The following is a 25,624-nucleotide window of genomic DNA, read 5'->3' as shown; positions in this document are numbered from 1 at the left end:
CAGTAAATTTGCGCTACCTGCCTTCCTCTTCATTTCCCCTGAACTGGCTTCTTGCGTTTACCCCTGCAACGTAGTTAAGTCCACCTGCACCGTCTCATCGTTAGCAGTCATCCAGATTTGTCCATCCTGTATCGTGCATTGCAATTGCATATTCCGCTGCGCCTGTTTGCTCAGCGCCAGACTGGTAGCTGCGGGCAGATTGATCACTGTCAGGTTACGGGCACGTGCGACTTTATTACTTATCTGCGCCCACCAGATATGGCTGGTACTGCTATAACAGTAGACGACCACCTGCGCAGCACGTCCGCATGCTTTCAGAATACGTTTTTCATCAGGCTGACCAACCTCAACCCAGAGATTGATCGCGCCGGTCAGATCTTTTTCCCACAAATCCGGTTCATCAACGTCCCACAAGCCTTTGCTAAAGACCAGCGATTCAGAGGCATGCCGCGCAAAAGCCAGCACACGTACCATCATTCGCTCATCGGTTTCAGAGGGATGTCTGGCGATGGTCAGCGCATGTTCTTGGTAGTATTGACGATCCATATCTGCAAGTTGCAGATCGACTTTAAAAATAGTTGCTTTAAGGGCCATAATACTGAGCTTTACTGAAGATATTTCTGTAGATCAACGTAACAATGCATTCCAACGTTGGCAACCTTGGTTGCAGCAGTCGGCTTGCGACCGGAAGAATAACCCGTTTTGTTTTTTTGCGGACAACAATATGGTATTTTCTCTTTCTAGAGACCGCTGGGGGAGATATTTGCCATCGCAAGTACGTACTACCCAGCTTTTCCGCCCCTCTATGTACACTCACCACTCATTAACACCAAACCCCATGCCGACCTTCTCTGAACAAGTCATCACTGACACAACACGTTGGCTCGAACGCGCCGTGATAGGCCTCAACCTGTGCCCTTTTGCCAAAGCAGTATTTATCAAAAACCAGATCAGGTTTGTCGTGAGCACTGCGCAGACCACCGCAGAACTCCAGAATGAACTACGTGCGGAATTGGACTTTTTGCAGCAAGCCGATCCCGCTTTAATCGACACCACGCTTATCATTCATCCCGATGTATTGCGGGACTTTTTGGACTACAACGACTTTTTGGACGAGGCCGATACACTGCTTGAAGAGATGGCGCTTGAAGGCGAAATCCAGATCGCCAGCTTTCATCCGGACTATCAGTTCGCAGGTACTGAGATTGACGACATTACCAACTTCACCAATCGCTCACCCTATCCAACGCTGCATTTACTGCGTGAAGACAGTGTAGATCGGGCGGTTGAGGCTTTCCCCGAAGCAGAGGATATTTTTGAAAAAAATATGCAAACCCTGGCTGACTTAGGCAATGCGGGCTGGGCCGAACTAGGCGTGATGGCTTCAGCAGTGAAATAGGTATTTGAAAGAATGCTGTCGCTGTCGAATTTATCTCGCACTTATTTCTAAAAACGCGGTGCTTAATCGGATTGTGCGGGGGACAATCCGGTAATTCATTTATGGAACTAAATGGGGAAAATTTCTACTAAACAATATATTCTTGTATGTAGGAATCTGTATGCCTTTAACCGGAATCAGCCCTGTATCTCAATACGCCCCTCCTTCGGCTTCTGTTCCCAAGGAACTATGGAAAAAATATAATATTGAGCATATTGAAGATTATGAGAAGAAACCCGACTGGCAGCCTGCCGGTGCGCGCTTCTACAATATTGGTTCCAATCCTGATTCACAAGTCGTTCCCGACAAAATTCATGCTAATTACTTAATGCGCGAGGAAAGACCGTACTGCATTGCGACGCAATTTCCAACAACAGGAACGCTGCAGATTTTTTGAGAAATGGCGGCAGGTAAATATAGCAATCAACCCATTTCTTGCGTTGTCGCCATCACTGATGGTAAAAAATTCACCGATAGCAAGATGGATTTCATGACTGAACTTGTTGATTTCACCGCTAACCATCCCACTACTGAGTCGATGAAAGAACACACTGATACTAAATATTTCCCAAAATATTACGATTCAGCATGGATATCTCAGTGTAAAGAACACTATCCCAATATCACACTCACTTCTACGCCATCCACATCGGAAGGAGAAGCGGAGCTTTTTGATGTGTACGACCTGCAAGTGGCATTCAATGAAGACCCTTCAAAAACTTCTGAGATCCCATTGGTCCATATATTTAACTGGACAGATTTTGAAGCCGTCGAGTTAGGTGATTTAGAAAAAATTTGTAAACAAATCGAGATATTCAATGGACGGGCAGGTTTAGAAAGTCTTCCAACAATTCATTGCACGGCGGGTGTAGGCCGTACGGGAGTGATTGGAATAGCGCTGTGTTTACGGGATCCCAAGGACCAAAATAGTCTGGAAAGCTTGCTCCGTGAGGCGCGCAAGGCGCGACCTGAAACGGTCCAAAGTGAAGCGCAATTTCTAGTCCTGGCCGAGCTGGCAAACAAGCACCAAAAAAACTGGCTCTGCCAGGTTAAACGAAATCCGTCCCCGCGTTAATACACATTTAGCTAATTTCAGAAGTTATGTGCACACGCTCCTAAGTAGCTACGACTGCTTAGGAGAAATGACATGCCTGCCCTCCGATCTTATTCTTTCGACGTTCCCTGAACATGCACCGTGTGCGTCTCTGTGATATCCAACTCTTCAGCCTTCAATGTGAAGCGGTAGTCCTGCCCCACCCCCAATGTCGGTGCAAAAAATTGCAAGCGCGGCCCAGAAGATTTAAACCGAAGTGCAGGCTCAACCGACCACTTCCACTGCACGGCATCGCTGACTGAGCCTAGTACCTGGGTTGCATCCAGTACGATGGGTTGTGCAGCCTTTGCCATCAACGGTCCCTTAATCCCCGCTGCGAAATCGGCACTACGCGGAGCGCCAGAGTTCTGTTTTATATCCCTATAATACGGGCTGGAAAGACTAAAGAATTGCACATCACTGATCAATGGGCCACAAGTTTCGCCTGCTTTTCCAGTAGACGTAAAACTCAGATCCAACGAGTTTTGGTCGAGAGGACCGTCACGACCAATGAGCGGCATAGCAATTGTGTAATATTTCCAGTCAGGGTCCATACGCGAATGCCTTCCATCTGCATCAATATGATGTTTGGTAGCGGTACCAATAGCGTAGTCTTTTTCTACTAATAACTCACTTTTCCCATTATCAAAGACGGCAACCTTAAACGACTGGCTTCCAGCCATGCGCTCGCCAGTCCACGGTCCAACGCCTGCTTTTGTGCAATTGAGCGCAGGATTATTACCCGCTCTAAATGTCAGAACCGATTTTCTGCGTCCCTTGCCAACCAACACTTTTTGGGAAATGGCAGAAGGATGACTATCGGTTCCGATGAACGCATTTAAGTGAATTGCTTGCGCATTTGAGCCAGTATTGGCACCAACGCTGGAGTACAAGCCCGCGCCCGGCGCATGGACAGTCCATTGAGCAACTTTGCCGGGAGAAAGTGGGCGATAAAAATAGTCCGTAACACGACCGTCCTCGGTAAATTGTGGATCGAGTACGCGCATTTTTTCTGAATCGAGTCGAAGACAAGAGTGCGGTGCGGGGGGTTTTCTTGTTGCAGTTTTGGGTTCCCGCGGAATAAATTGCACGATCATATTTTGATCAATTTGCATTTGGCTTGGAATATAGATACACGATATATCCTCGTTGGGTTCGGCCCAAAAGTTACCTATTCCAGAGATGTAAATACGGGAAGCATCGGCCGCAACCGTACCCTCTGGTCCTTGTCGCCAAGCCTCTAATTTCAAAGGTGCGTCCGAGGTCTTAAACCTTTGAATTCCATTTCCTACCGCCTCACCGTCAACAGTAAATTTGGTTTGATCATGATAAATACCGGTCGAGGATAAATTAAGATTGAAATAACCTTCTCTTTCCTCACGGGCGAGGCGGTATTTTGGATTAGTTATATAGCGATAGACTACCTTATCTTTGTCGTGGATTAATACGCCATGCAATAGCCTGCTGTCCACGCCGCCTGGAAAAGCGATTTCATCCTCCCAATCCGCAGGTCGGTTAGAAACCGTGAGGTCCACATCGATACCGCCGGGAGCATTGAGAACATAAAGATGTTTTCCGAACATGCTCGCGATACCCGCATTGTAGGAGGTGCTGGTTAATCCGGAAGCCTTATCACCCACCTCCGGCTGCAACGCCAGACTGCCGTCATCTGGTTCGAACGGAATGAAGCCCTTATCCAGAACGTCTGCCGCCGACGGAAAATTGCCGCCGCTTGCACGGAACAGAACTCGATCGTCGGTTCCGCGCCAAACGATACCGTTTTCAATTGCAGGAACATAGTTTTCATTGTCTATTTCGGCATTGGTGAGGTTAACGCACAACGAAGTCGTGGTCTTTAACCAATCCTTATAGAACTGCTTATTGACGATATCGGACGTGTCCCAATTCGGCAGATTGGTGGGCGTCGGCAAGCAATGACCAGGAACGCCATAGGTGTCGTGAATGATGCCAAGGTCATCATCCATTACCATCGGACCCGTGCGAAAATTGACAGGATCAGATTCTACAGCGAACGCTGAAGATAGCGGCGTAAAAAAACACGCGCAGAGAGCTACAAAAAGGGTGGATCGATTGAAATTCATATTGCCTATCTTTAAAGAGGTAAGTGCCGTTCAGCTAATTTTTAGACGAGATTAAATAGCGTGCCGGTATGCGGCACGCATCCATTACTCAAAGACGGAATCTTAATTAGCCGATCGACAAAGCAAGTGAGGAGCGGCGGTGATCGAATAGGACTTCAGGAACATGAAAAACCTAAAGATATCGGACATTATAGAAAAATTGCGGTCGTAAAAATATAAGATAAATCTATATTCGCTACAGATTTTTCTGAAAATGTGGATGCATGACTAACAACCAGATTAATAACGAGGTAGCAGCGCCCTAAACGCGCATGCCTGAGCGCGAGCCTCAATAAGCAGGCAAATCAGTTGAGGCGTCCCCGCCTTTTACGGCCGTGCGCCGCGGCAACATCACCGCGCACCCACGCATAAAGCAATGACAAATCTAAAGTGTCATCAAACGTAAAATCCTGATTTTGAAATTTGGCGCACTTTGCATCCGGTCAGATGCTGAGCCAATTGCTGCGTTACGCTCTCGCCGCATCATAAAACCTACGCCGCAATTGGTTGTCAAAAATATATTTTTAACTAAAAACCTCAAACGCACTTAGTTATCAAAAAGTCAGTTGTCAAACCCCATCAATAGGCATAAAGTGGTTTAAATGTCATGCTTTTGATGCGATAAAAAAATATATTAGGTTTTTGCAACTTTTAACCCGTATTAATTATCCAACCGGACAGAAGTTGTTAGAGTTTAAAGAAGTTATTGAAACGCAACTTTGTTTAGAATATAATTTTTTAAATTGTTTCAAAGTGTTTCCTTTAAACAAAAAAATGCTCAGATTCGGTATAAAATATAGCTACTTGCAACTTCGTCAATAAGCCGAAGGTAAATTTAGCGCGATGTTTCCAGAAAAGATGCGCGAACCTTCCCTATTCAACATTGGAATAATTGGAATCTCACGAATTATGAATACACCATTAGAAGCGCCAAACAGCAACAAACTCGATCAACAAGTCTCATACGACCCCAATCATCTGCTGGACTCCCTCATAGACAAACTGCATCTGAAAAACGATGCAGCTTTATCGCGTGCGTTGGAAGTTGCACCACCCGTCATCAGCAAAATTCGTCATCACCGCTTGCCAGTCGGGGCATCACTATTAATTCGCATGCATGAAGTAAGCAGCCTGACCATTAGCGAATTGCGTGGATTGATGGGTGACCGTCGCGAAAAGTTTCGCATTAGCGATAAACAATTTAAGCCTAAAGATAAGATTGAGGCGGAACTACAGAAGTAATCGTCGTGCTCAAAATTACCCTGCGTCCGCTACTTTCTTGTTACGATCTTTAGTGCGCTTATGAAGTTGCAAACGCACTAAAGAGCGATATCAAAGAGTGTGCTTTAAAGAGCATGCTTTAAAAAGCGGTTACGCAGGGAAAACGCCGGTCGACAGGTACCGGTCACCACGATCGCAGACGATGAAAACTATCGTTGCATTTTCTACTTGCTCTGAAATACGCAGTGCCACCGCGCAGGCACCAGCGGCGGATATGCCGCAAAAAATCCCTTCTTCGTTCGCCAGTCTACGTGCCATGCGTTCTGCTGCCGATTGACTCACCGACTCAGTCTGATCGACGCGTGTGCCGTCATATATTTTAGGCATGTATGCCTCGGGCCACTTACGGATGCCAGGTATTTGCGACCCCTCTTCGGGCTGCGCGCCAATAATACAAACGGCCTGATTTTGCTCTTTGAGGTAACGTGACACACCCATTATCGTGCCGGTCGTACCCATAGCACTGACAAAATGCGTAATCGTGCCTTTTGTATCGCGCCAGATTTCGGGGCCTGTCGTTTCGTAATGCGCTAAAGAATTATTAGGGTTGGCAAACTGATCCAGAATGATTCCCTCGCCATCTTTTTCCATCTTTTGCGCCAGATCGCGGGCATATTCCATACCGCCGGTTTTAGGCGTCAGGATGATTTTGGCCCCATAAGCGGCCATACTCTGGCGTCTTTCTTCACTAAGATTTTCTGGCATCAACAACACCATTTTGTAACCGCGTATAGTTGCAACCATTGCCAGTGCGATACCGGTATTGCCGCTCGTTGCCTCAATCAGAGTATCGCCAGGCTTGATATCGCCACGCGCTTCTGCGCGCTTGATCATGGACAATGCAGCCCGATCCTTGACCGACCCGGCGGGATTGTTTCCTTCGAGTTTTCCCAGAATAATATTATTGCGCTGTCTAGCAGCGTCGCTCGGAATCCGCTTCAGTTGCACCAACGGAGTGTTTCCGATGGTGTCTTCAATAGTGAGATATGACATAGTTTACGCTTAGCATAGTATGCAAAACACCTATTCTAATATGAGACTTTATTGTGCGTATGCGTAACGACTAATCCACGCGATCGATCTGGCGCAAATCATCCTTGGTTGGACAGAGGTCTGCTCGCCCAAAAGGCGAGAGTGGAAGCATTATCCCCTACCTAACGCGCAAATGAAAAAGCTCCTCATGGCGAAGGAGCTTTCAACTAATAATCCTATTTAAGTCAAAATAACACTATTTGATCAAATACGAGTTTATCTGTTACTTTGATTACTTTACCGGCACCTTGACAACTTCTTTTTTAGACTCAGCCGAGACCGGCGCTTTCACCGGCACATTCGATTTTGCCTGACCGTTCACCTGCAATCCGGCTTTCGATAACCTGACGGCACTTTTCGCGTTGACTCCCTTGACCCGCTTTTCAAAGTCAGACCAATCTTTGAAATTGCCGCCTTTGGTCCGCTCATCAAGGATACGTTTTGAAGTCGCTGGCCCCACACCTTTTACGCTATCAAGGCCCGCCTTGTCTGCTTTGTTTACATCAACCTGTGCAAAAGCCAAGCCCATGGTGGCGACTAATATCGCGGTGATATAGTGTAATTTTTTTAGCATGTAATCTCTATCCATTAATGTGATGAGGGGTGATGTGATTCATTGACATGAACCAGACGCAGATACGTCACACACATTATAAGAAGTGATTGCCCTCAAAAACTGTCCTCGCCGACACACTATAGGCTTTTACTTAGCCGAGCAATTCTGCATGCGTTACAGTTGCGGTACCAAGCTTACCGACAACGATGCCACCAGCACGATTTGCCAGCGCCACTGACTCTGCATATGGCAATCCTGCACCGAGCGCCACCGCCATGGTCGCTATCACCGTATCACCGGCACCGGAGACGTCGAACACCTCGCGCGCCATGGTTGGAAAGTGCATTACCTGATCGTCTGTGTAGAGACTCATGCCCTCCTCCGAACGCGTCACCAGCAACGCTTCCAGCGCCAGCGAGGTACGCAGATTCTGGGCTTTGGTCGTGAGTTCGTCCTCGCTTTTCCAGCTACCAACAATCCGCATTAGCTCGGATTTGTTTGGCGTCAGGATTGTCGCGCCTGCGTAACGCGAAAAATCATCGCCTTTAGGATCCACCAGTATACATTTACCTGCCTGTTTGGCCGTGGCAATCATGTCGGCGACGTTGACCAGGCTACCTTTGGCATAGTCGGACAAAACGATGACGCCATATTGCGGCAACAACGCGTTGTAGCGCGTGAGTTTGTCGCGTAAGACTGTGTCGGTAGGCGGTTCTTCAAAATCTATTCGCAGCAGTTGTTGATGACGGCCAATCACGCGCAATTTGATGATGGTAGAGATTGCCGGATCGCGCGTCAAAAAACTGTCGATCCCCAACCCGGTCAATAGGCCATCGACTACATCGCCCGCCTCATCCTCCCCGACGACGCCCAGCAAGCCAGCCCCACCGCCCAAGGTAGCAATATTGCGTGCAACATTGGCAGCACCGCCCAGGCGTTCTTCGCGCTTTTCTACGCGCACCACTGGCACCGGTGCTTCTGGCGAAATCCGGTTGACTTCGCCAAACCAGTAACGGTCTAGCATCACATCGCCTACCACTAATATGCGCACCTTTTCAAACGACACAGGTAGGGCTGGAGATACGGCAATTTTCTGGCTGGTGTTCATACGCTTTATGCTCATTTATTGCTCATTTATTGCTCACTTCTTTGTTCGCGTCTTGGTTCGCACCTTGGTTCGCGTCTATTGCACTTCACATACACTGACTTTTACTTTCGTGCCAGTACCGAGCGCCCGATGCCATAATATTCGAAACCGATCTCGTTCATCACAGCAGGCTCGTACAGGTTCCGCCCGTCGAAAATAACCGGCGCTTTCAGGAACGTGCGAACCTCATTGAAATCCGGGCTGCGGTAGGTTTTCCACTCTGTAACAATCGCCAGCGCATCCGCGTCTTGCAAAGCATCCATTTGCGAATCGCAAAAACGCAAGCGTTCCAGCAATTCGGGCGTCTTGGAAAAGTCCAGATCCAATACGCGTCTGGCTTCGGACATGGCGACCGGATCGTGGACAGCGACAGAGGCGCCACGGCCCAGCAATTCAGCTAATAACACGCGTGACGATGCTTCGCGCATGTCGTCCGTGTTAGGTTTAAATGCCAAGCCCCATAACGCAAAATGTTTTCCAGACAGATCGGCGCCAAAACGTTCGACAATCTTATTTCCCATTACATGTTTCTGGTTATTGTTAACCTGTTCGACCGCACGCAAGATCAGCAACTCCTGATCATAACTGCGCGCCGTGCGCTCCAGCGCCTGAACGTCTTTAGGAAAGCAAGAGCCACCATAACCACAACCAGCATACAGAAAGCTATGACCGATGCGCGGGTCCGAGCCTATACCATGCCGCACAGCTTCAATATCCGCCCCAACCTTGTCGGCAAGATTGGCTAACTCATTCATAAAGGAAATACGCGTGGCCAGCATCGCATTGGCGGCATATTTAGTGAACTCCGCCGAGCGCACATCCATCCAGTAGGTGCGCTCGTGGTTGCGGTTAAATGGCGCATATAACTGCGTCATTAATGCGCGGGCAATTGGACCGTTGCCGCCCTCATCGCAGCCAATGACAATCCGGTCCGGGCGCATGAAATCTTCAACCGCAGCGCCTTCCTTCAAAAATTCGGGATTGGAGACTACTGAAAATTGCGGTGCTTCGTCTGCCAGCGCGTCGGAGGCCTGGCTGGGTGGCAGTCGAGCGGCCAACTCGGTCCGGATTGCGCCGCTGACGCGGTCTGCAGTCCCTACCGGCACCGTTGACTTGTCAACGATGACCTTAAAATCGGTCATGTATTTACCGATATTGCGCGCCGCTGCCAGCACATATTGCAGGTCGGCAGAGCCATCCTCATCGGGCGGTGTACCGACCGCGATAAATTGAATCTGACCGTGGGCGACGCTGGCGGCGATATCGGTGGAGAACTTCAACCGACCGATTGCGCGATTGCGGCTAACGATTTCAGCCAGACCCGGCTCATGGATAGGAATACCACCGCTATTCAAAACCGCGACTTTCTTCTCGTCTAGGTCCAGACAAAATACATCATTGCCGAGTTCGGCCAAACATGCGCCTGTCACTAAACCGACGTAACCAGTACCTATAATTGTTATTTTCATGGTCTTCCGCTGTAGCCCTTAATTTTGACTAACTAAAAAATTTGCCCTAAAGTTACCGGCGTGCAACCAGTAGCAGTGCGTCCGTCTGCGCAAACGTTATTGAAAATGCGCTTTATCCGACCCTATTTTGAATCCTGCATTTGCGCTTCTGGCGTCGGTGTATTTGTGCCAGGCCTGCTCGATTCGGGGGAGGGAGAATTTACCCCTGCAATAAAAAATTTCATTTAATGTCGCGCAATTCATTATATTCAATTCATCACATTCAATTCTTCGGTCCGACGCGGCGGATAAGTTTCCCAACGGCTGCAACCCGGGCATTGCCAATAGAATTGTCGTGCCTTAAATCCGCAGTGACTGCATTGATAGCGCGCCAATTTTTGGGTGTATCCATGGACCAGATTTTTTACGACTGAAAGTTCTGAATGCATTTCTGGTGCAGCGATCATAAGTCGCGCCTCAAGCATTTTGTCCAACCCGAGCAGTGTTGGCGTACGACGCAACTCGTCGCTAACCAGATGATTGGTCGCCTCCACGCCGTCAAGTTCCAGCACGGCCTTGAATACCACTTCGAGCAGATCGATAGAAGATGCCTCCGCCAGGTATGAGCGCAACAAGTTGACGCCCTCATGCGGGCGCCCGACGCTTCGATAACCGTCCATCAACCGTTGCGCCACGAGTGCCACATGCGGCACACTTTGCTGCTCAACCCGACGCCATGCGACCAATGCCGCCTCCGCATCGTCTTTAGCCAGAAACACGTCACCCAGCAACATTGTGGCGCGAACGCTATTGCGGTCATTAGCTAATGCTTTCTCGAGTAATGCCATCGCGTCATCAACATGACCATCCACCAACGCATCCTGTGCCAGTTCGCAATAAAACTGTGCTATCTCTTTTTGCCGTCCGCCAGCACCGGCATCCTGGAGCGCTTGTGCAGACTCAATCGCACGGCGCCATTCTTTCTCGCGCTGATAGATCTCAAGCAATGCCCGTCCCGCTTGCGCGCCGTACGACGTGCCTATCAACAAATTAAAACTTTCTTCGGCGCGATCCAGCAGTCCGGCCTTAAGGTAATCCTGGCCTAACTCGAATTGTGCATGCAACCGATGTTCTTGCTCCAGATCAGGCCGGGCAAGTAAATTTTGGTGGACCCGAATCGCACGTTCGGTCTCACCGCGTCTGCGGAATAAATTTCCCAGCGCAAAATGTAGCTCTGCTGTCTCTGGATCCAGTTTTACAATCTCAATAAACGCATCGATCGCTTTGTCCGGTTGTTCATTCAGTAAAAAATTAAGTCCTTTAAAATAACCGCGGGGCAGACTACGTGACTCCGATATTAATTGGTTAATATCTACGCGTGCTGCTATCCATCCCAGACCAAAAAAGATTGGAATGCCCAACAACCACCAGGTTTCAAATTCCATACGAACGTGTTATGAGCATAAAGTGTGACGATTATAATAAATTGGAGGCAGACTGGAAACGTCGGGCAGTCGATGTGGAAAATTACCGCAGCAAGAATACTGACCTGTCTGAATACGTTTGCATATTCTGCTCAACCCGGCATGTAGAATGGTGCTAAGACCTGCTTAGCCCCATTCTAAATACCTTGCCGCAGCGAATTATATATTCCGAACGGCGTCTGGATGAGGCGGTTCAATACTTGCCAGTCGTTCCGCCTCACGCTCACGCTGTAATGACGACAGCGCTTTTTGGGACTTGGTGGCGTTTCGACGGTGACGGAACAGCGCAGGGGTCATCGCCAAAACTCCCAGAATGGCACCCGCGCCAAAAAATCCCAACAGGATCAAGACCAGTGGACCATGAATTTCGTAATTCAGAAAAAATCCGAGTGTGACTTCTTGCGTATTCTTTAGTGCGAAGCCAAAGAAGATCAGAAATAGAATAACTGCAATAATGCGTGAAATAAGTTTCATGGCACGGTTCCTGATTGGTGGTGTAAAGACAGCAATGCCCTGCGATGGCTAACTTACGTTGAACCCCCATCGATGTGTACGCGTTTACCTGCTCCGACAAAATACCTGTAATAACCTCACAACGATCCGACCAGATTCGGCAGGGTCCAGCGATCCACTAAGTATAAGACTTACGCCAAATCACGCCAGAAGCGTGGTGGCTTCCAAGGCGATTATATGACCAACCAACGTCACGCGGAGGTCAGCACTGGCGTCAGCCGCAGGTTGCCGGTCTCAGCGCCGCGACGATTTTGCGTACATCCTAAAGTACCTGAAATTCACAACAAAAGCATAAACAGCACAAATTTGTAAAAATGAAATTGTACGTGAAAAAAAACGGCATCCGAAGATGCCGTTTTTATTTGTACGCACAACTTAGTCTTCTTTGATTGGTTGCCCGACCATTGCATCGACCCGTTCACGCAACTCCTTACCTGGTTTGAAATGCGGCACCCGTTTTTCCGGCACCATCACTTTGTCCCCCGATTTTGGGTTGCGACCGATCCGCGGTGGTCTGCGATTCAGTGCAAAACTGCCAAAACCACGAATCTCGATCCGCTGGCCGGTCGACAAAGCGTCGCCCATTGCATCGAGTATAGTTTTGACCGCGTAATCCGCATCTTTTGCAACCAACTGCGGATAACGCTCGGCCAGGCGGGCAATCAGCTCCGACTTTGTCATTAGCGTGCTCGCTTAACTATTACTTAGTTCTTGTTGTCGAATTTAGCTTTTAGCAACGCGCCGAGACTAGTTGTACCCGAAGCAGCGTTAGAGTCTGTAGTAGACATCTTCTGCATTGCTTCTTGTGTTTCAACACTATCTTTAGCCTTGATCGAAAGCTGAATACCACGTGCTTTACGATCAACGTTGATGACCATTGTTTCCAACACATCGCCAACCTTCAGGTGAGTACCGGCATCTTCCACGCGATCGCGGGAGATTTCGGAAGCGCGCAGGTAGCCTTCAACTTCTTCAGACAATTGAATCACAGCACCTTTAGGCTCAACCGATTTAACAGTACCTGTTACCAGTGAACCTTTGTCGTTCATGGCAGCGAAGTTGTTGAATGGATCGCCTTCAAGTTGCTTAACGCCCAGAGAAACGCGCTCACGCTCAACGTCGATAGCCAATACGATGGCTTCCAGTTCGTCACCTTTTTTGAAGCGACGGACTGCTTCTTCGCCAGTTTCTGTCCATGACAGATCCGACAGGTGAACCAAACCGTCGATGTTACCGGCCAGGCCGATAAATACACCGAAGTCAGTGATCGATTTGATCGCGCCACGGACTTTATCGCCCTTCTTGTGGGTGATCGCGAAATCGTCCCAAGGATTAGCTTTACATTGCTTCATACCCAGGCTGATACGGCGACGGTCTTCGTCGATTTCCAGAACCATGACTTCAACTTCATCGCCGAGTTGAACGACTTTGTTTGGTGCCACGTTCTTGTTAGTCCAGTCCATTTCTGAAACGTGAACCAAACCTTCGATACCTTGCTCGACTTCAACGAATGCGCCATAGTCAGTCAGATTAGTGACTTTACCGAACAGACGTGTATGTTGTGGGTAACGACGTGACAAACCAGTCCATGGATCGTCGCCCAATTGCTTGACGCCCAGTGAAACACGGTTTTTCTCTTGATCGTACTTCAGAACCTTAGCAGTGATCTCTTGACCGACTGTCAATACTTCTGATGGGTGACGCACACGACGCCATGCCAGATCAGTGATATGCAACAGACCATCGATACCGCCCAGATCCACGAATGCGCCATAGTCAGTGATATTTTTGACCACGCCATTAACGATGGTGCCTTCTTTCAGCGTTTCCATCAGTTTCTGACGCTCTTCGCCCATCGATGCTTCGATCACAGCGCGACGTGACAACACAACGTTGTTACGCTTGCGATCTAGCTTGATGACCTTGAATTCCATGGTCTTGCCTTCGAACGGCGTCGTATCTTTAACCGGACGCGTATCAACCAGCGAACCCGGCAAGAAAGCACGAATGCCGTTTGTCAGAACGGTCAGACCGCCCTTAACTTTACCATTGACAGTACCAGTGACGATCTCACCAGACTCCATCGCTTTTTCAAGCGAGAGCCACGATGCCAAACGTTTAGCTTTGTCACGCGACAGGATTGTATCGCCGAAACCGTTTTCCAGCGATTCAATAGCAACGGAGATGAAATCACCAACGTTTACTTCGAGTTCGCCGAGGTCATTTTTAAATTCTTCAATTGGAATGAACGCTTCTGACTTCAGGCCGGCGTTGACAATAACGAAGTTATGATCAAGACGAACGACTTCAGCAGAAATCACTTCACCAGAACGCATGTCTTGACGTGACAGCGATTCTTCAAATAGTGCGGCAAAAGCACTTGCTTCGCCAGAGGTAGAGGACAGAACTGTGATTGACATAGGATTTGACTAGTTTGCCAGTATTGCGACGCATTCGAACGACCTAAATAATAAACTCTTAAATAAGTACAACAACCAGAATACGATCAATAAAGGGTTAGGTTATTAAGAGTCCGATCCAACTTTGCGACAGATCGAACAACTAAGGAGAACAAGTTAAACAACGTATAAATTACGTTACTAATTACTGTAAAGCCGGTTACTTCTTACAGATGATGCGAGCACGACGCAAACAAAGCACGACGCAACAAATGATCCACCATTAAGCGGCTTACGCTAAACCGTTTTAACTAATGCATACCATCCGAGTATCTGTTCAACCGCTTGTTCCGCGGTTAGCGCAGAGGTATCCAGCAGATATGCCCCTTCAACAGCCTTTAATGGGGCCGAGCTGCGATGGGTGTCGCGCGCATCACGCTCACTCAAATCATTTGTGAGGTCTTGCATATTAGCAGAAATTCCCTTGTCAATCAATTGCTTATAACGTCTTTGCGCTCGCGCTGCAACACTTGCCGTAAGAAATACTTTAAGCACTGCGTGCGGAAAAATTACCGAGCCCATGTCCCGACCATCGGCGACCAGCCCGGGAGCGCGATGGAAGCCAAGTTGCAGCCCATAAAGCGCTTGACGCACCGGCATCAGTGCTGCGATTTTTGATGCCACATTACCAACATTTTCAGCTCTAATCGCTTCCGACACATCCTCCTCGGATAGAAATATATGCCCGCTGTCAAAATGGCAATTCAAGCGAGAAGCCACCTTGGCTAACGCGTGCTCGTCGTCTAATGCAGTATTGCGACGCAGTGCCGACAACGCCGTAAGGCGATATAAAGCGCCCGAATCGAGGTAGTGAAAACCGAGACGCTGCGCTACCTTTTGCGCGACCGTGCCTTTACCCGATGCGGTGGGTCCGTCAATTGCAATGACGGGTGTTTGAGAGTTAGGCATGAAGATTCAAGTTATTAACAAATTTGGCACATTAACTTAATGTCAATATGTAGTAAAAACGTCCATTGCAAGCGGATTGTCCCGCATGCAACGGCATTATGGAAGGCTATGGAAAATTTATTGTGGAAAAGTCGCCTAAACAGGTCAACCTTAGTGGGGTCAATCTAAGGGCTCGAAGATGGCCTGCAGGTCTTCAGCGGTTAGTTTAAGGTTCATGGCTGCGCCGGTAGTACCTAAAATTGCCTCGGCCAACGCTGCCTTCTTGCCTTGCAGCGCCTGGATTTTTTCTTCCACCGTGCCTTTGGCAATCAACTTATAAACAAATACGGGCTTGTCCTGACCAATGCGCCAGGCGCGATCAGTGGCCTGCAACTCGGCCGCAGGATTCCACCATGGATCGTAGTGGATCACGGTATCAGCGGTGGTCAAATTCAATCCAACCCCGCCCGCTTTCAGGCTGATCAGGAACACCGGCACCTCACCGTTTTGAAACGAGCGCACCACCGCACCGCGATCTTTCGTATCGCCAGTGAGGAGTGCATAGGTGATATTGGCAGCGGTCAGCGCCTCGGCGATCAACGCGAGCATGCTGGTAAATTGCGAGAAGATCAAAATGCGGCGATCTTCCTGGCGCAGCTCATCGACCATCTCCATTAGCTCAAGTAATTTGGCGGAAGGAACGTGCGCGGTGCGCGCGGTGTCGCCCGCGACTTTCACCAGACGCGGATCGCAGCAGGCCTGCCGCAATTTAAGCAATGCTTCCAGAATAATAATATGGCTGCCAGCGACGCCCTTGCTCTCAATTGCCGCACGGACCTTTTTATCCATCGCCAAACGCACGGTTTCATACAAGTCACGTTGCGCCCCGGAAAGCTCGACATGGCGCACCATTTCGGTTTTAGGCGGCAACTCGCTAGCGACCGCATCCTTAGTGCGGCGCAGTAAAAACGGTTTTATCCGTCGCACCAACAATGTTCTGCGGCTGTCGTCAGCGTATTTTTCTATCGGCGTACGGAAATCACGATTGAACTCTTTTTCTGATCCCAACAATCCCGGTAACAAGAAATGAAACTGGGACCAAAGCTCGCCAAGATGATTCTCAACCGGGGTTCCGGTCAGGCACAAACGATGCCGTGCATCGAGCAGGCTAACGCTTTGCGCTGCTTTTGAACGTGCGTTTTTAATATAATGCGCCTCGTCCAAAATCAGTAAATGGTATTGATAGGCGCGCAAACGCTCCTCATCGCGCGGTAATAAAGCATAGGTCGTCAACACCACATCGAACGCATTAATCTGGTCAAACAACGCCAGCCGCTGCTTACCTTGCAATATTAATACCTTCAGGCCGGGCGCAAAACGCGCCGCTTCTTCCTGCCAGTTTGACATCAGGCTAGTGGGTGCTACGACCAATGCTGGCGAAGTCAGACGACCAGCATTTTTTTCGATCAGAATATGTGCCAGCGTCTGTATGGTTTTTCCTAAACCCATATCGTCGGCCAGAATACCGGCGAAATCATATTCGCGCAAAAACTGCATCCACGACAAACCATCGCGCTGATAATCGCGCAAGGTTGCCTGTAACCCTTCGGGTACCGCGACTTGCTGTACACCACCGAAACTATTGAGTTTTTCGCCCAGTTCACGCAGACGCGTGCCGCCCATCCAGCGCAACTCCGCACTGCCTTCCAGCTCGGCCAATCGGGCCGCGTCAAGCACGGACAAACGTACCGAATCGCCGACCTTATCGGTGAAATAAAGCTCGCCCAATGTATTCAGAATCGGTTTAATTCGCCCCCACGGTAACGCCACCCGTACGCCGCTTTCAAGCTGAATAAGAAACGCGTCGTCGTCGGGATGTTGCGCCAGCGCGCGCGCGCTGAAATTGTCCGGTGCCTGCCGAATCAAATCAATCAATAGCGGCAATAACGACACCCGCTCTTGATTAACTACAATGCCGAGTGCCAGATCAAACCATGGATTGCTGGGTTGGCTTCCGTTTTGAACGCTATCTTGGGTACCATCGAAGTCAGCTGCGGCGGCCCCATTGGTGCCGGTGAGCGCGCCGTGTTTTTTTTCACCGGCTTGCGTTGCGTCGTCCTGCTGGCGGTCAGCCTCCGTGATGTCTGCGTACCAGTCTTCGATCTCAACCACGTCGAACCGATAGTCGGGCGACTTATCGATCTGCCACCCGGCGGCTGTCAGCGCTGGCAATCCGTTTTTTGCGAAGTGCAACCATGCCGCGTCATTGTCCATGACGAAGGTAGCAGTTCTGGTGGCCCGCATTCTGGTGCACAGCAATTGGTCGCTATTGTGCATGACCTGCAAACGTAAATCCTGCAAGGTCTGACTGGCTGCGCGCTCAACACCTTGATGCCGCACGATTTTTTCAACACCACGATCACTGTTGCGCTGAAATACGGGAACAAACTCCGCCGAAGTGATCGCGCCATCGTATGAAAACAATAGTTGCGCAAAATCTTGCATTCCACCGTGACCGTCGGGCACGCTATCGAGCACCAATATAGGCTGTGGAGTGATGTTATCGAGAACAGTAAAAGGAATCGCAACCGGCAACGGGATCACGTCGCTGACACCGTGACTGAGTAATAATTGGGCCACCTGCTTTTTATTTTCAGCATCCAATAATGGGGCCTGTGTCACCAGATTGATCAAATCGGTTTGGGCAATCTGATGAAATAGCGGCGGTAACGTCAACTCACCGCAGGACAAATTATCGATGTACCACGGCGGCGTCGTCGGCAACACATAGTCGATCGTTTGCCCGTTTGCGGAAACGGCCTCCGGTTCCGACAGGCCGTTGCTACCCTCGTGAGCGGGCGCAAATTGCCAAACCAGTTTCGAGACTTCCCGTGGCGTATCACGCACCGGCTTGAGCGCCTGACCGTTAGGACGCGCCCATTTGGTCGGCGCTTCCCGTGGCTCTTCCAATGACTCTTCCTGATGCTGCTCACGCCATTGCAGAATCGCATTACGGGCCCCTGACAAGGCGACAAAATGCGCTTGTCCTTTGCTCAGATCGGCAGAGGTATTGGCCCATACCAGATTCTTTTGCTCCAGCAACAAACGCAATAATTGCGCACCGAGTTTGCCGTTCAACTCACAGTTGTTTTGTTGAATTTGAGATTGATAAAATGGCGTACTTTGATTTTTGCGACTTACCAGCGCAACAAACAGACTGACTGCGTCATGATCGCTTTCCGGTAAAAATTCGCGCACCGCATTGTAAAAGTTAAAGCTATCGCCAAGCGGCTTGATCGCGCTGAACCGTCCATCTTTTCGCATCCTTGCTTTGCACAAATAAAGCATGACCTGCTTACCATTTTGAGTGGGCACCAAGGCAAAGACGAGCCGATAATCGGGCGTCGCATTTCCTTGCTGCATGGAAATCGCCATCGGTTTGACAACCAGTTCTTCCTCGACCCGATGTAACCAGTTACCAATCACCCGCGGCAGCGCACCGGACACTGACTGGCTATCGGCCCGCTCTGTCTTAATCTGATCAGCGCGTTGCAAATAGGTCAGCATGGCTGCGACAACGTGTTTGCAATTGTAACCAACCGGGCAAGAGCAGATGCCCTCAATATCGACACTACCATCGATATCGGTGAGCGTGATTTTTTGATCGTAAATTTCAGCCTGATTGCCACGCACGCGACTAATCAGACCATTGCGGCCGTTATCATCAAGAAGCATTATCCGCTGCTGCCGAACGTATTCCTGAGCTCGCACGAGGGTCACGTCCGAGACCAGCGTAGCGATATCTTGAAATATAAAGGGAATAGTCAGCATGTCGCCTTACAGTAAAGTTTGCTCAGCGAGCTTGGCAAAAACGTCAAAATAATCAGGAAATGTTTTCGCTACACATTGTGGATCGTTAATCCGCACTGTCGTGCCGCGCAACGCGGCGCCGTCCAGCGACGCCAACGAAAAGCACATCGCCATCCGGTGGTCATCGTAGGTGTCGATAGTGGCGGGCTGCATGGCCGCAGGCGGCGTCACCCGCAAATAATCTTCGCCCTCTTCAACCGTTGCGCCCAGCTTGCGTAATTCTGTTGCCATGGCGCTCAGGCGGTCAGTTTCCTTGACCCGCCAACTAGCAATATTCCGCAAGGTGCTGGGACCGTCCGCATACAGCGCTGCAATCGCGATCGTCATGGCCGCGTCCGGAATATGGTTGAAATCGGCATCGATGGCTTTTAATACACCATTGGACGAGACCTCAATCCAGTTATCGCCCATCGTGATATTTGCACCCATTTGTGCAAGCGCTTCGACAAAGCGAACGTCACCCTGGATACTATTTTTACCCACCCCTTCCACTCGCATCGGTCCGCCAGTAATAGCGCCAGCGGCTAAAAAGTATGAAGCCGATGATGCATCGCCTTCAACGTGAATCGTGCCCGGACTCTGATAATTTTGTCCCGCAGGAATGATGAATGATTGCCAGCCGTCGCGCTCCACCGAGATACCAAAGCGCTGCAACAAATTTAAGGTGATCTCGATATACGGCTTGGAAATCAGGTCGCCGATGACATTGATCGACACTGGCTGGTCTCTCGCCATTAGCGGCGAAGCCATCAATAATGCGGTCAAAAACTGACTGGATACGTTGCCCCGGACCGACATCTGCTGTGCGTGCAACTGACCACGATGAATATGCAACGGCGGGTATCCTGCAACACCGGTGTACGCAATTCGGGTGCCGATAGCGTTCAGGGCCTCCACCAGATCGCCGATCGGACGTTCATGCATCCTTGCGACACCATGCAAGGTGTAGTCGCCGCCCATCGCAGCCAATGCGGCAGTTAACGGGCGAATTGCGGTCCCGGCGTTACCCATGAACAAATCAGCCTGATGCGTCGGAAAGCGACCATCACAGCCGTGCACAGTGTAATTTTGCGTCCCTTCAGCCTGTTCCCAATTAATGCCAAGTTGCTTCAAGGCCATCAGCATCACAAGCGTGTCATCGGAGGCAAGCAAATCGTGAATCACGGTCGTGCCCTTGGCCAGCGCTGCCAACAACAACGTGCGATTAGAAATACTTTTGGAACCGGGCAGCTTCACAATTCCACGGCAGACCGCTACCGGATGCAAATCGATAAATTTCGGATAGTGTTTTTTGGCGTGCTTGATTTTTTGTTTGGACTGATTGGTCATTAATCTCCGCCTTCCTTATTTTGTTTTTCTGCTGCTTCAATGGCACAAATCCAGCGATGGCGCGATTGCTGCGCATTTTGATAAATTGCATCAAGGCCAGGGCCATCACGCGATGCAAGCAACCCACGCAGTTGCGTCAACTTTAATTGATATGCGTCCAGCTCTTGCAATAAAGCTTCTTGATTTGCCAGCGAAATATCGCGCCACATTTCGGGCGACGACCCTGCAATCCGCGTAAAATCACGAAACCCACTTGCGGCATATTGAAACAACATATCGGCGTGCGGTTTGTTGGCGATATCATCTACCAATGCATAGGCCAACAAGTGGGGCAAATGACTAACCGAGGCGAACACTACGTCATGCTGCGCACAGGAAAGCTGGTGAATTACCGCGCCGCATTGCCGCCAGGCGCTTGCGACCCGCTCGATATCCGCCTGACCATTTTCCGGCAACGTCGCCAACACGACTTTTTTGCCCACATACAAATTGGCAATCGCCGCATCAGGCCCGTTACTCTCACGACCTGCAATAGGATGTCCGGGCACAAACTGACTGATTTTTGTGCCTAACGCCAAACGTGCCGACGCTTCAACATCTCCTTTGGTACTGCCAGCGTCAGTCACGACAGTGCCAATTTGCAAATAGGGCGCGATGCTGGCGAGAATTGCCCCAGTTTGTGCCACCGGCGCAGCGATCAACACCAGATCAGCGTCCGCCACTGCATCGGCGGGCGAAGTCGCGATGGCGTCAATGATCCCGAGCTGTAATGCCCGTTGTAAAGACGCAAGGCTACGGCCAGCACCGACGACATGCTGCACCGCGCCCGCTTGCTTGAGCGCCAGCGCAAATGAGCCACCAATCAGGCCAACGCCAAAAATAGCAATTTTTTTCAACACGATAACGACTTCTGAAGGAGTTGAAAGGAGGTGAAACTTTGAGCAGGCTAATATATAAGCTAAAAACATAGCGGCCAACACCACAGTCAGCCTGCCATCGCGACAGATGCCACCGGCGATGTAAAACAACTGACCATATTAGCTTATTGGGCTAACTCGTTGCGCTAAATGCGCTAAAAATGCGCGCATTATCAACAATATAGTCAGCAAAGTCTTTGAGGCTGATCAGCCAAGCAAGGATTTTAACGCCGCGATAAATGCCGCATTTTCGTGCGGCAAACCTATCGTGATCCGAAGCCATTGGGGTAAACCGTAATTTCCCACAGGCCGGACGATGATGCCCTGCTTCAACAATGCCAGATTCACCCGCGCACCAGCGCCGTCATCCTCGCCCACTTTTACCATAACAAAGTTACCAAACGATGGCACGTAGATGAGCTTTAATGCATCAAACGCGGCAGTTAGCTGAAGATAACCGGCGGCGTTAACCTCCGCACTTTTTTGCAGGAACGGCTTGTCATTGAGGGCGGCAACGGCGGCTGCCTGCGCAAGCGAATTAACGTTGAACGGTTGGCGAATCCGGTTCAGCAAATCCGTTATCGCGGGCTGCGCGATCCCGAATCCGATCCGCAATCCGGCCAGTCCGTACGCTTTCGACATAGTGCGCGAGACCAGCAAGTTTGGATATTGACGGACCCAGGCAATCGACTCATATTGGCATTCGGGCGGTAGATATTCGTTATAGGCTTCGTCCAGAACAACTACGATCTGCGGCGGCACGGCCTGCAAAAAGGCTTCAAGTTCCGCTGCAGGAATAAAGGTGCCAGTCGGATTATTGGGATTCGCAATAAAAATCAGTCGCGTGTCATCCGTGACCGCCGCCAGCATGGCAGGCAAATCATGACCAAAATCTTTGGCCGACACGACGATGGCGCGCGCGCCGACTGCCTGGGTCGCCAACGCGTACACGAGGAATGAGTATTCCGAATACATCGCGGCCTGTCCCGGTTGCACAAATGCATGCGTCGCCAGTTCCAGAATGTCGTTACTGCCATTACCCAACGTAATCCACTCTGCAGGGACATCATATTTGGCCGTGATAGCGGCTTTCAATTCAAATCCGTTGGAGTCAGGGTAACGGCCGATATCGGCGACCGCTGCCTGCATCGCCAGTTTGGCAGACTCGGGCATACCTAACGGGTTCTCGTTCGACGCCAGTTTGATGATCTTCGCTTCATCGAGATTGAACTCGCGCGCGACTTCCGCTATCGGTTTGCCACCTTGATACGGGGCGATGGCACGAACGTACTCTGGACCAAATTGAATCGACATCGTGCGCTTTCTATAAAAATATGAAGAAAAATTTTGTTGGTTTTGCCGTGGCCTCAGGTAAATGACTTCGTCACCTAAAGACAGCGGATTAAACGCTCATCTGGAGCAAGACTTCGGCACAGAAATCCATTGCATGCGCGCGCATTGCATCCAAACAATTACCCCGCACGCACAAAATCTGATGCATTAAAGGCTAAGCGGATAGGAGCCGAGCAATTTGAAGAACGCCGCATTTTGCTTGAGTTCCTCCAAGGCCCTGGCAACTTTTTCATCCATCTCGTGACCTTCAACGTCGACGTAAAAATAATACTCCCAGGCCCCCATGCGCGCGGGCCGCGATTCAAACCGGCTCATTGAAACGCCGTGGCTGGCAAGGGGCGACAACAGGCTATACACGGCACCGGCTTTGTTCGGCACTGATAATACGAGTGAAGTCTGATCTTTACCGCTCGGCGTGGTCTGGAGCCGACCCACTACCGCAAAGCGGGTGCGATTGTGTGGATCGTCTTGAATATGGGCGCTGACAATTTGTAATCCGTAAGTCTGCGCGGCCTGCTCACCGGCAATGCTCGCGACCGTCGGATCTTCACCGGCCATCCGCGCGGCTTCCGCGTTAGAGGCAACAGCCTGGCGCTCGATATTAGGATAATGCTGATTAAGCCATGCGCTGCATTGTGCCAAGGCCTGCGAGTGCGCACAAATTCGGGTAACGCGATCGGTCGTCCCATCCTTAGTCATCAAGCTGTGGTGCACCGGAATCGCCACTTCGCCACTGATCCGCAAGGTCGTTTGCAGCAGTAAATCCAGCGTCCGATTGATCACGCCTTCCGACGAGTTCTCTATCGGTACGACGCCAAAATCTGCGGTTCCCGCCTCTGCCGCACGAAATACTTCGTCGATTGATGCGCACGGCAGTCCCTCAACTGCATGACCAAACTGTTGGTATACAGCGTGCTCGCTGAAAGTGCCCGCGGGGCCAAGATAAGCGACGGTCACCCGTTTTTCCAGCGCCCGGCACGCCGACATAATTTCACGGAATATAGTTTGTACATCAACGGATTGCAAAGGGCCGGGATTGCGATCGGCGACGCTCCGTAACACCTGCGCTTCGCGCTCCGGTCTAAAAACGGGCGCGTTGGTTTCCGCTTTGACGTGACCCACTTCTTGCGCTACTTGCGCACGCTGGTTAAGCAGCACCAGAATTTGTGCGTCTATATCGTCAATTTTGTGACGTAACGGTAGAAGTTTTTCTTGGCTCATGATGTTGATCGCATCGCTTTCTTTACTACTTGTTGCTTGAGGCAATTTGCTTGCCCGACTAGCTTACCTAATTGATACATCAACCGTCTAATACATCAACCGTGGCGCTTTTCAAACTCTTTCATATAAACAACTAACGTCTCTACACCCTCATGGGGCATGGCGTTATAAATTGATGCACGCATGCCGCCGACTGATTTATGGCCTTTCAGTTGCAGCAGGCCTTGTTGTTTGGCACCTGCCAGAAACGCTTCGTTCCGCGTTTCGTCCTGTAAAAAGAAGGGGACGTTCATGCGCGAGCGGCAGTCGGCGGCGATTTTGGTCAGATAAAAATCGGTCGAATCCAAATAGTCATACAACAATGCCGCCTTGGCGATATTGCGTTGCTCGATTGCGACCACGCCACCTTGGCGCTTAAGCCATTGAAACACCAGACCGGCGATATATATCGCGTAGGTTGGCGGCGTGTTGTACATGGAATCGTTGTCGGCGATGATTTTCCAGTCGAATGCAGATGGACAACCCGGCATCGCATGACCGAGCAAGTCATCGCGCACGATGAGTATCGTCAAGCCTGCCGGGCCTATGTTTTTTTGCGCGCCAGCGTAAATGACCCCATATTGCGACACATCCACCGCACGCGACAAGATGTGCGATGACATATCCGCAACTACTGGTGCGCCGTTAGTGTCTGCGGCGACGTCAGGCGTATATTGATACTCAACGCCGTCGATTGTTTCGTTAGTGCAAATATGTACGTAGGCCGCGTTCTTTGATAGCGTCCAATCTGCGCGGGACGGAATTTGCGCGAAGTGCTGCGCCTCAGAAGTAGCGGCGACGTTGACCTCGCAATAACGTTTTGCTTCTTTGATTGACTTGGTCGACCAGGACCCGGTGTTGATGTAATCGGCGACTCCACCGAACGACTTGTCCACACTCAGACGGGCCGCCAGATTCAGAGGAACGATAGCATTTTCCGCAATTGCCCCGCCCTGTACAAACAACACTTTATAATTAACCGGGATGGCGAGCAGTTCGCGAAAATCCCGTTGTGCAGCCGCAAGTATTGACATGAATTCACTGCCACGATGGCTCATTTCCATCACCGACATGCCGCAACCGTGCCAGTCCAGCATTTCGGACGCAGCTTGTTGCAACACTTCTTTTGGCAGTACCGCAGGACCAGCGGAAAAATTATAAATGGACATGTTGACACTCTTCAATTGAAACCGGAGACAGCAGAATGTTGAGAACTAATAGTCGGAACAGTGGCTGAAACGAAAGCATATCAGCGACATAATCCAATGCAATACCTTGCAACACAATGCAATAACGCAACATTGCATAATAAAACATACGCTGAACAAACATTTGGTCAGGTAGCAGGATTACCTCTGCTACCTGACCAATTTTCCTCGCGAGCGGATCTGACACTTTTCAGTATCTGACCAGAC

Annotated in this window: 21 protein-coding genes; 4 read left to right on the top strand and 17 right to left on the bottom strand. The window is 50.1% G+C overall.

The window, feature by feature from the left end:
• Positions 1–57 precede the first annotated feature (57 nt).
• Positions 58–594 (bottom strand): YaeQ family protein, encoded by a 537-nt coding sequence (locus HAV38_RS01320; RefSeq protein ID WP_168051651.1) that lies wholly within the window; start codon positions 592–594, stop codon positions 58–60.
• Positions 595–838: 244 nt separating this feature from the next.
• On the opposite strand from HAV38_RS01320, the gene HAV38_RS01315 reads away from it, so the two are divergent.
• The 3 genes from HAV38_RS01315 to HAV38_RS01305 all read left to right on the top strand — a co-directional run bounded on the left by HAV38_RS01315 (position 839) and on the right by HAV38_RS01305 (position 2,513).
• Positions 839–1,399: a DUF1415 domain-containing protein gene (locus tag HAV38_RS01315; protein ID WP_168051649.1), complete on the top strand. Its 561-nt coding sequence runs from the start codon at positions 839–841 to the stop codon at positions 1,397–1,399.
• A 160-nt stretch (positions 1,400–1,559) separates the two neighbouring features.
• Complete coding sequence (locus HAV38_RS01310; RefSeq protein ID WP_168051647.1) at positions 1,560–1,835, top strand: hypothetical protein; 276 nt, start codon at positions 1,560–1,562, stop codon at positions 1,833–1,835.
• 3 nt (positions 1,836–1,838) lie between these two features.
• Positions 1,839–2,513: a protein-tyrosine phosphatase family protein gene (locus HAV38_RS01305; RefSeq protein ID WP_168051645.1), complete on the top strand. Its 675-nt coding sequence runs from the start codon at positions 1,839–1,841 to the stop codon at positions 2,511–2,513.
• A gap of 89 nt (positions 2,514–2,602) precedes the next feature.
• Here the strand turns inward: HAV38_RS01305 and HAV38_RS01300 are convergent, their stop codons facing one another.
• Positions 2,603–4,516: a scabin-related ADP-ribosyltransferase gene (locus tag HAV38_RS01300; protein WP_168051643.1), complete on the bottom strand. Its 1,914-nt coding sequence runs from the start codon at positions 4,514–4,516 to the stop codon at positions 2,603–2,605.
• Between the two features lie 1,065 nt (positions 4,517–5,581).
• Between HAV38_RS01300 and HAV38_RS01295 the strand changes: the two genes are divergently transcribed.
• A complete protein-coding gene (locus HAV38_RS01295) occupies positions 5,582–5,914 on the top strand; it encodes a hypothetical protein (RefSeq protein WP_168051641.1) in 333 nt (110 codons plus the stop codon).
• Positions 5,915–6,043: 129 nt separating this feature from the next.
• Here HAV38_RS01295 and cysM read toward each other — a convergent pair whose 3' ends face one another.
• The 15 genes from cysM to serC form a co-directional block, all read right to left on the bottom strand.
• Positions 6,044–6,946 (bottom strand): cysteine synthase CysM, encoded by a 903-nt coding sequence (gene cysM / locus HAV38_RS01290; RefSeq protein ID WP_168051639.1) that lies wholly within the window; start codon positions 6,944–6,946, stop codon positions 6,044–6,046.
• A gap of 271 nt (positions 6,947–7,217) precedes the next feature.
• Complete coding sequence (locus tag HAV38_RS01285) at positions 7,218–7,559, bottom strand: ComEA family DNA-binding protein (protein ID WP_168051637.1); 342 nt, start codon at positions 7,557–7,559, stop codon at positions 7,218–7,220.
• 133 nt (positions 7,560–7,692) lie between these two features.
• A complete protein-coding gene (rfaE1, locus tag HAV38_RS01280; protein ID WP_245182144.1) occupies positions 7,693–8,649 on the bottom strand; it encodes a D-glycero-beta-D-manno-heptose-7-phosphate kinase in 957 nt (318 codons plus the stop codon).
• 101 nt (positions 8,650–8,750) lie between these two features.
• Entirely contained in the window at positions 8,751–10,157 is a 1,407-nt protein-coding gene (locus tag HAV38_RS01275) for a UDP-glucose dehydrogenase family protein (RefSeq protein ID WP_168051633.1), read from the bottom strand.
• A gap of 248 nt (positions 10,158–10,405) precedes the next feature.
• Positions 10,406–11,581 (bottom strand): lipopolysaccharide assembly protein LapB, encoded by a 1,176-nt coding sequence (gene lapB / locus HAV38_RS01270; RefSeq protein ID WP_168051631.1) that lies wholly within the window; start codon positions 11,579–11,581, stop codon positions 10,406–10,408.
• A 198-nt stretch (positions 11,582–11,779) separates the two neighbouring features.
• Positions 11,780–12,094, bottom strand: a complete 315-nt coding sequence (locus HAV38_RS01265; RefSeq protein ID WP_168051629.1) for a LapA family protein — start codon at positions 12,092–12,094, stop codon at positions 11,780–11,782.
• Between the two features lie 414 nt (positions 12,095–12,508).
• Entirely contained in the window at positions 12,509–12,814 is a 306-nt protein-coding gene (locus HAV38_RS01260) for an integration host factor subunit beta (protein ID WP_168051627.1), read from the bottom strand.
• 23 nt (positions 12,815–12,837) lie between these two features.
• Positions 12,838–14,553, bottom strand: a complete 1,716-nt coding sequence (gene rpsA, locus HAV38_RS01255) for a 30S ribosomal protein S1 (protein ID WP_168051625.1) — start codon at positions 14,551–14,553, stop codon at positions 12,838–12,840.
• Between the two features lie 276 nt (positions 14,554–14,829).
• A complete protein-coding gene (cmk, locus tag HAV38_RS01250; RefSeq protein ID WP_168051623.1) occupies positions 14,830–15,501 on the bottom strand; it encodes a (d)CMP kinase in 672 nt (223 codons plus the stop codon).
• Positions 15,502–15,660: 159 nt separating this feature from the next.
• Positions 15,661–19,311: a DEAD/DEAH box helicase gene (locus HAV38_RS01245; protein ID WP_168051621.1), complete on the bottom strand. Its 3,651-nt coding sequence runs from the start codon at positions 19,309–19,311 to the stop codon at positions 15,661–15,663.
• A 6-nt stretch (positions 19,312–19,317) separates the two neighbouring features.
• Positions 19,318–20,679, bottom strand: coding sequence for a 3-phosphoshikimate 1-carboxyvinyltransferase (gene aroA, locus HAV38_RS01240; RefSeq protein ID WP_168051619.1), 1,362 nt, complete (start codon positions 20,677–20,679; stop codon positions 19,318–19,320).
• Entirely contained in the window at positions 20,679–21,575 is an 897-nt protein-coding gene (locus tag HAV38_RS01235; RefSeq protein ID WP_168052000.1) for a prephenate dehydrogenase, read from the bottom strand. The genes aroA and HAV38_RS01235 overlap by 1 nt, the downstream gene beginning before the upstream one ends.
• A gap of 228 nt (positions 21,576–21,803) precedes the next feature.
• Complete coding sequence (gene hisC / locus HAV38_RS01230; protein ID WP_168051617.1) at positions 21,804–22,910, bottom strand: histidinol-phosphate transaminase; 1,107 nt, start codon at positions 22,908–22,910, stop codon at positions 21,804–21,806.
• 186 nt (positions 22,911–23,096) lie between these two features.
• Positions 23,097–24,170: a prephenate dehydratase gene (gene pheA / locus HAV38_RS01225; RefSeq protein ID WP_168051615.1), complete on the bottom strand. Its 1,074-nt coding sequence runs from the start codon at positions 24,168–24,170 to the stop codon at positions 23,097–23,099.
• Positions 24,171–24,265: 95 nt separating this feature from the next.
• Positions 24,266–25,378, bottom strand: coding sequence for a 3-phosphoserine/phosphohydroxythreonine transaminase (gene serC, locus HAV38_RS01220; protein WP_168051613.1), 1,113 nt, complete (start codon positions 25,376–25,378; stop codon positions 24,266–24,268).
• Positions 25,379–25,624: the final 246 nt, after the last annotated feature.

The organism is Glaciimonas immobilis (assembly GCF_011947285.1).
In the GTDB taxonomy this organism is placed as follows: Bacteria; Pseudomonadota; Gammaproteobacteria; order Burkholderiales; family Burkholderiaceae_D; genus Glaciimonas; species Glaciimonas immobilis.
The sequence above is the reverse complement of the archived record's forward strand: the minus strand, read 5'-3'. Positions and strand labels throughout refer to the sequence as shown.